This window comes from Streptomyces sp. NPDC058701, from assembly GCF_042715295.1.
Lineage (GTDB): Bacteria > Actinomycetota > Actinomycetes > Streptomycetales > Streptomycetaceae > Streptomyces.
The window spans coordinates 26148-33204 of the sequence record NZ_JBHXSY010000058.1 but is presented as its reverse complement, the minus strand read 5'-3'; the positions used below and the strand labels follow the sequence as shown (position 1 = coordinate 33204).

Genomic DNA, 7057 nt, shown 5'->3' with positions numbered 1-7057 from the left:
CCCGGCGCGCGCGCCCCGGCCGGCGGCCGCGGGCGCCGACAGCCCGTACCCGTAGCCCGACCGGACTACGCCACGCCTTCGAGGCGGTCGACCATGGAGCGAGCCGCCTCGTACGGGTCTCCGCCCGGGGGCAGGGAGGGGGCGCGGCCCGCTACCGGGCGGGTGGCGAAGCCGGTGTCGAGGTGGGGAGGCCGGAAGTCGAGGACGCGCAGGTGTCGGCCGCGCACCTCGCGTGCCAGGACCCCCAGCCAACAGCCCAACGCGGCCTTGGCGGCCGCGTAGTCGGCCATGCCCTGCAGGGGCGTGTCGACGACGGCCCCGGTGACCGCCGCCAGGAAGCCGCCCCGGGCCACCTGGGACGGGGCGCCGCGCAGGACGGCCGCAGGGCACAGGAAGTTCACCGCGCACAGGTGCTCCGCGACGGAGTCGGGCAGTTCCCCGGCCCGGCCGAAGGCCGCCACCCCGACCGTGACGAGGACGCCGTCGAGCCCGCCGAGTTCACCGCGGGCCCACGGCGCCAGGGCGGCGCACCCGTCGAGGTCGTACGCGTCGATCCGGCGGACCGGCCGGCCGCCCAGTTCGGCCCCGCGTTCGGCGAGCACGTGCGGTGCGCGACCGGCGAGGGCGAGGACGGCGCCCCGCTCGGCGAGCTCCCGGGCGGCCAGGCCGCCCAGGACCCCGGTCGCCCCGACGACCAGCACGCGGGCGCCCGCCAGGGGCGAACCCGCCGTGTCCGGTCCCCGAGCCGGTGGTGCGTCCCGTACGTCCATGGCACTGCTCCTCGTCCCGGCGGCGCACCCCTGGTCCGCACCAGGTTCGCGCAGCCGGGCCGCCGCCTCACCTCGCATCGTTCGTGCACGGAAACCGGCCGGTGCGAGTCGTGGCGGTGACGGCGGTGAGTGACCGGGAGCGGGATTACCGCGTCAGGGGCGCGGGCGGGTCGAGTCCGGGTCCTCGTCGGGCGTCTGCCAGGAGTCGTGGCGGGCTTGCGCCTGGGGGCTCTGATCCGCCGGTCGCGCACCGGGGTCCTTGAGCTTGGCGGCGCGTCGGCTTCCGTACCAGAACGCGCCGATCAGGAGGGCGGTCACTACGACACCGGCCACGATGAGGAAGAGGGACGTCGAACTGTCGGCCGCGAGAGTCATGGAGGTGATCATGGGCTGCGTCTACCCGGTCTGGCGCGTTCTGCACGCGACGGCGTTTCGCGTATTTCGCACGGGACCGTGTCGCACGGGATTGTTGCGCGCGGGACCGTTCTTCGCGCGGTCCCCGGGCCGGAACTCCGACCCGTCCGGCCCGGGGACGCCGGACCCGCCTCGGCTAGTGGTCGCCGTAGCGCATGCGGCCCAGCGCCGTCATGGGCCGGTCGTGGGCGGCGACGGGGGCCGGGAGGCAGGTCGAACCCGTCAGGTACCGGTCCACCGCGGCGGCCGCCGCGCGGCCCTCGGCGATCGCCCACACGACCAGGGACTGGCCGCGCCCGGCGTCTCCCGCGACGAACACGCCGGGAGCCCGCCCGCCGCCGGCCGCGAACGCCGCATCGCGGGCGAAGTTGCCGCATCCGTCGCGCTCCAGCCCCAGCTGCGCGTCCAGACCGCCGCTCCGCTCCGGGCCGGAGAACCCCAGGGCCAGCAGGACCAGCCCGGCCGGGATCACCCGGTCGGTGCCGGCCAGGGGCTCGCGCGCCGTCGGCCCGACGGCGGTCAGGCGCATGGCCCGTACCCGGCCCGAGGAATCCCCCTCGAAGTGCAGGGTCGCGCAGGAGAACGCCCGGGGGTCGCACCCCTCGCGCCCTCGCGCCTCCTCATGGGCGTGGGAGACCCGGTACACCTTCGGGTAGACCGGCCAGGGCTCGTCTTCGGCCCGGCCGGGCCCGGGTTCCGGGTTGATGTCGAGCTGGACCACGGACAGCGCCCCCTGCCGCAGGGCCGTGCCGAGGCAGTCGGAACCGGTGTCGCCCCCGCCGACGATCACCACGTGCCGGCCCTCGGCGGTCACCGGCGACCGGGCGTGGTCGCCCTCCCGCACCCGGTTGGCGAGGGTCAGGTAGTCCATCGCCTGGTGGATTCCGCGCAGCGCCCGTCCCGGAACCGGCAGCTCCCGCCGTTCACCGGCGCCGACCGCCACCACGACGGCGTCACACCGGCTCCGCAGTTCGGCCGCGCCCGTCGAGCCCCCGACGTCCGCACCCGTCACGAATGCCGTGCCCTCCGCGCGCATCTGCTCGATCCGGCGGTCCAGGTGCGCCTTCTCCATCTTGAACTCGGGGATGCCGTAGCGCAGCAGACCGCCGATCCGGTCGGCCCGCTCGTGCACGACCACGGTGTGCCCGGCCCGCGTCAGCTGCTGCGCCGCGGCCAGCCCGGCCGGGCCGGAACCTATGACGGCGACGGTCTTGCCGCTGTGCCGCTCGGGCGGCCGCGGCGCCGCGTACCCGCGCCGTTCCCCCTCGTCCGCGATCGCCTGCTCGACGTTCTTGATGGTCACCGGATCCCCGTTGATCGCGAGCACGCAGGCGTCCTCGCAGGGCGCCGGGCAGAGCCGGCCGGTGAACTCGGGGAAGTTGTTCGTCGCGTGCAGCCGGTCGTACGCGGCCCGCCAGTCGCCCCTGGACGCGTACGCGTTCCACTCCGGTATGAGGTTCCCCAGCGGACAGCCGGTGTGGCAGAACGGGATGCCGCAGTCCATGCAGCGGTCGGCCTGCCGGGAGACGAACGGGAGGAGCGCCTGGCCCGCGTACACCTCGTGCCAGTCGCCGAGCCGCTCCTCGACGGGGCGGGCCGGGACCGGTTTGCGGGGGATCCGGAGGAAGCCGAACGGATCGGTCACGCGCCGCCTCCCTGGATCGTTCGCGGTGTGGGCGCGGCACCGGCGCGTACGGCGCGTTCCGCGTGCCTTCTGTGGCGGTTCGACCAGATTACGCCGCCTCCGGCGCTCCTTCCCGGGCGGCGCGGCGGCCCGTGCGGCGGCCGGTGCGGGAGTTCGTGCGGGAGTCCGTGAGCCCACCCGTGCGGGAATCCGTCTCCAGTAACGGCGGCGTCGCGGTGGGTGATGTCGCCCGGGGCGCGCCGCCCCGCCGTCCGGCCCCTACGGATCCGCGGCCGCCGCTACGGTGGGGCGGATGATGGTGGGAACGCCGGACACCCGGCTCGTCGTCCTGCGCGGAAACAGCGCCTCGGGCAAGTCCTCGGTCGCGGCCGGCCTCCGCGAGGGGTTCGGCCGCGGGCTGGCCCTGGTCGCCCAGGACAACCTCCGCCGGACCGTCCTGCGGGAGCGCGACCGGCCGGGCGGCGTGAACATCGGGCTGATCGACGCCGTCGCCCGCTACGCCCTGGACGCCGGCTACCACGTGGTCGTCGAAGGGATCCTCTCGGCGGACCACTACGGGGAGATGCTCGCCCGGCTGCGCGCCGACCACCGGGGCCCGACCCACGCCTACTACCTGGATGTGGCGTTCGAGGAGACGCTGGCGCGGCACGCCACCAAGGCGATCGCCGACGACGTCGGCGAGTCCGAACTGCGCGACTGGTACCGGCCGCTCGATCTGCTGCCCGGCGGCGGCGAGACGGTCATCGGCGCCGACAGTGCCCTCGCCGACACCGTCGGCCGCGTCCTGCGGGACACCGGCCTGGCCGGTCTGTCCGCGGTGGAGGGCGGAGGAGGCCGCTGAGGGTGCGCGGGAGCCGTGCGGCCGGCCGCCTCAGTCCCGGCCGGACCCTCCGGCCGCCGACGCGGCGCCGGGGGAGCGGCGAGGCCGGGTGTCCGGCAGGGTCCACACCCGGCGGCCGTCCTCGGCGGCGTCGCTGCCGCAGCTCGCCGAACCGCTGACGGCGGCGATCCGCTTCAGGAACGCGTCGTCGTCCGGGGCCGGTCCGGCGCGGTGGCTGAGCACGACGATGAGGATCAGGTCGTCCTGGTCGGCCGCGTGCACGCTGACACGCTTGCCGCCGTCCGTGACCCCTGCACCCACCAGCAGTGCCACGGACCGGCCGATCGACTCGTCTCCCGGGTGCTCGTAGCCCCAGCCGCGCACCGCCGCGATGATCCGTGCCGCCGCCCGGCCGGCGGCCCAGCGGTCCGCGGGGAGGGTCCAGCCGGCCGCGCGCCGGTTGCGCACGGCCACCTCGCTGCCGCGGAGGGGCGACTCCTCCGCCCGCCCATCGTGGCAGGCGGAGGCGGGCGGGGCAGCTGACTCCGGCCTACCCCGCGACGTGCCAACTCGCCCTGACGCAAAGGCTGGTACTCCGGCGGAACCGTACGGAACCACCGGGTCGCGGAGCCCGGTCATTCACGCCGTCGGGTGAACCCGCCGGGCCCGCGACTCCGGGGCTACCCGCGCAGCAGGGCGCACACGAAGTCCTCCTGGACCGAACGGACCCGCGCGAGCAGTTCGGGAGAGTTGGTGAGCGAGGTCTGCGTGGTGATCGAGAAGGTGAGGGAGCGGCTGCCGTCCGCCGTGGCCGCCGCCAGCTGCGTGTAGCCGGGGGTGTTGCCCGTGTGCCCGTACACCACCCCGCAGCGCGTCGTGTAGCGGTAGATGGCCAGGCCCGCGTCGGTGCGGCCGGGGCCGGGGGGCTGCGAGAGGGCGCCGGGGATGAAGGTGAACTGCTGCTCACGGGTCCGGTTCGAGACGAGCGCGCCGCCCGCGTAGCCCCGGATGAACTTGGTCAGGTCCTTCGGCGTCGAGACGATGCCGCCGGCGGCCCAGGCCCCGGAGGCGCTCACGGCCTCACTGACGTCCACGGGTTCGGCCGGCGGGGCGACCTGGTAGCCGTGGAGGAAGGGAACGGGCAGCCGGTACCCCTGGGGCAGGCTCGTCCGCTCCATGCCGAGCGGCTCGTAGACGAGTTCGCGCAGCAGTGCCTCGTACCGGCGCCCGGTGACCGCCTCGGCCATGAGCGCGACGGCGATGTTGTCGGAGTTGGAGTACTGGTAGCGGCTTCCGGGGCGGAACTCGAGGTCCTCGCCGGCCACGAAGCCCAGCAGTCGCCGGGAGTCGAAGCGGTGCCGCGGATCGGCGGAGATGATGTCGATGAAACCCTGGGAGCCCGAGTAGTCGGGCAGTCCGCTGGTGTGGTTGAGGAGTTGGCGCAGCGTCACCCGGTGCCAGGCGGCCGGCTGGCCCGGCAGCACCTCCCCGATGGTGGAGTCCAGGCGCAGCCGGCCCCGGTCGACGAGCTGGAGCGCCACCGCCCCGCTGAAGGCCTTGGCGACGCTGGCGATCCGCATGTGATCGCCCGCCCTCGGCGGCCGGCCGCTCTCCACATCGGCCACGCCCGCCCGGTAGACGTCCGTGCGGTCGCGGTCCCGCAGGACGGCGATGACACCGGGAGGACCACCCGGGGTGGCCACCAGGTCCCGCAGCTCCTGCCGCAGGGAGGCCGCGCCGGAAGACGGATCGCGGTCCTCCCCGGCCTGCGCGGGCTGGGCGAGGGCGCCGAGTACCGCGCCGCACACGGCGGTCGCCGCGACCAGGCGCAGCGACGGGCGGATCCGGCGGTCGTGGCCGTACGGACGTGGGGACACGGAGGTACCTCCCGGGGAAGACGGAGTGGAGCGCGGTGGCTCACGATGGCAGGGGCCGGACCGCCGGCGGAGGTGACACGGCCGCCCGCGGACGGGCCGTGGCCCGTCCGGCCCTGCGGGGGCCGGCCGACGCCCCCGTTCCCTCTTTACGTTCCCGGCGTGATGATCTTCGCGATCTGCAGGAAGAGCTCGGTGGCGTGGTCCTCGTCGAGGGTCGCGAACGACCGGTTCATCTCCACGATCACGGTGGCGCGGGTCCTGGGGTCGTAGAACATCGCCGTGTTGTAGCCGAGGATCGTTCCGTTGTGCCCGATCCACCCGTCGAACGACCCGACGCCCAGGCCGTACGACACCTGCACCGGTGCGGTGGCGATCGGGACGAACCGGAGCCGCTGCCGCTGGAGTTCGGGGGTGAGCAGCTTGTCGCCGGTCGCGACCTCGCGGGCCCAGACGCGCAGGTCCACGAGGTTCGAGAGCATCGCACCCGCGCCCGCCGCGTAGGAGGGGTTGGAGCGGGTGGTGTCGGCCATGGCGCCGTCCGGCCCCGCCGTGTACCCGGACGCGAACGGTTCCTGGATGTCGGAGTCGGTCGGGTAGCTCGTGGCGGCCAGACCCAGGGGCCGGGCGATGTCGGCCCGCATCCACTCGGCGAGCGACTTTCCGCCGGCCTTCTCCACGATGTCGCCGAGCAGTACGTAGTTCGTGTCCGAGTACCGGATCCCCTTGCCCGGCGCGAAGTACGGCGCGTGGCGGCGGGCGATGTCGAGGGCGTCCTGCGTGCGGAACGGGGCGTCCGGGTGCTCGGTGTACCGCTTCAGCCAGGCCGGATCGTCGGTATAGCTGTAGATGCCCGCGGTCATGTTCAGCAGCTGGCGAATGGTGATGTTGCCGCCGTTCGGCCAGCTGACGTACTTGTCGAGGGGGTCGTCGAGGCGCATCCTGCCCCCGCGTACCAGCTGGAGCACGGCCGTGCCGGTGAAGGTCTTGGTGATGCTGGCGATGCGCACCTTGTCGTCGAGGCCGATCGGCTGCTTCGCCTCCAGGTCGGCCGCCCCGACGGAATAGCCCCACTCGCCCGTCCCCGGAACGTTCACGTCCGCGCGCACGCCGGGCACCTTGTGCGTCCGCCGGGCGGCGTCGACCGCCTCCCGCAGCTTCCGCTCGACGTCGGCGGGGAGCGGTTGCCGGGCCACCGCGGTGCCGGTGGGCTCGCCCGAGGCCGTGCGCGCGGCGGTGCCGGTGCCGGCGGAGGGTCCCAGGGCCTTCGGCTCGCTCGGTGGCGCACACCCCGCGGTGAGGCTCGCCAGACCTGCCAGCGCCACCGCCGCAACGGTGGCGATCCTGAATCCCTGCCGTCCCGAACGCTTCACCGCGACGCCTCCCGTGCCCGCTATGTCCCATGCGTCACGCGACCATACGTCTGCGGCCCGCCGGAAAGCGTCGTGCCACGAGCGCGGAGGGGTGAGAGGGGGTGGGGAGGGAGGCGTGTCAGGCGCGCTCGAGTCCAGCGGCTCCGGTGCAGCGGCCGCGC

Annotated in this window: 7 protein-coding genes; 1 reads left to right on the top strand and 6 read right to left on the bottom strand. The window is 74.6% G+C overall.

Annotation, left to right across the window (positions count from 1 at the left end):
• Window positions 1-65 precede the first annotated feature (65 nt).
• The 3 genes from ACFWW8_RS34575 to ACFWW8_RS34565 all read right to left on the bottom strand — a co-directional run bounded on the left by ACFWW8_RS34575 (window position 66) and on the right by ACFWW8_RS34565 (window position 2829).
• Window positions 66-770, bottom strand: a complete 705-nt coding sequence (locus tag ACFWW8_RS34575) for an SDR family NAD(P)-dependent oxidoreductase (RefSeq protein WP_386535773.1) — start codon at window positions 768-770, stop codon at window positions 66-68.
• A gap of 153 nt (window positions 771-923) precedes the next feature.
• On the bottom strand, window positions 924-1157 hold the full coding sequence (locus ACFWW8_RS34570) for a DUF6479 family protein (RefSeq protein WP_386535770.1): 234 nt from the start codon (window positions 1155-1157) through the stop codon (window positions 924-926).
• Between the two features lie 163 nt (window positions 1158-1320).
• A complete protein-coding gene (locus ACFWW8_RS34565) occupies window positions 1321-2829 on the bottom strand; it encodes a glutamate synthase subunit beta (protein ID WP_386535768.1) in 1509 nt (502 codons plus the stop codon).
• Between the two features lie 295 nt (window positions 2830-3124).
• Between ACFWW8_RS34565 and ACFWW8_RS34560 the strand changes: the two genes are divergently transcribed.
• Window positions 3125-3670, top strand: coding sequence for an AAA family ATPase (locus ACFWW8_RS34560; protein WP_386535776.1), 546 nt, complete (start codon window positions 3125-3127; stop codon window positions 3668-3670).
• Between the two features lie 30 nt (window positions 3671-3700).
• Here ACFWW8_RS34560 and ACFWW8_RS34555 read toward each other — a convergent pair whose 3' ends face one another.
• The 3 genes from ACFWW8_RS34555 to ACFWW8_RS34545 form a co-directional block, all read right to left on the bottom strand.
• Window positions 3701-4117, bottom strand: a complete 417-nt coding sequence (locus ACFWW8_RS34555) for a hypothetical protein (protein ID WP_386535765.1) — start codon at window positions 4115-4117, stop codon at window positions 3701-3703.
• 212 nt (window positions 4118-4329) lie between these two features.
• Window positions 4330-5526: a serine hydrolase domain-containing protein gene (locus ACFWW8_RS34550; protein ID WP_386535763.1), complete on the bottom strand. Its 1197-nt coding sequence runs from the start codon at window positions 5524-5526 to the stop codon at window positions 4330-4332.
• A gap of 146 nt (window positions 5527-5672) precedes the next feature.
• A complete protein-coding gene (locus ACFWW8_RS34545; RefSeq protein WP_386535760.1) occupies window positions 5673-6896 on the bottom strand; it encodes a serine hydrolase domain-containing protein in 1224 nt (407 codons plus the stop codon).
• Window positions 6897-7057 lie beyond the last annotated feature (161 nt).

Excerpts from the sequence above, each read along its gene's own strand:
- ACFWW8_RS34570 (WP_386535770.1), bottom strand. The coding sequence starts at position 1,157 with ATGATCACCTCCATGACTCTCGCGGCCGACAGTTCGACGTCCCTCTTC.
- ACFWW8_RS34575 (WP_386535773.1), bottom strand. The coding sequence starts at position 770 with ATGGACGTACGGGACGCACCACCGGCTCGGGGACCGGACACGGCGGGT.
- ACFWW8_RS34560 (WP_386535776.1), top strand. The coding sequence starts at position 3,125 with ATGGTGGGAACGCCGGACACCCGGCTCGTCGTCCTGCGCGGAAACAGC.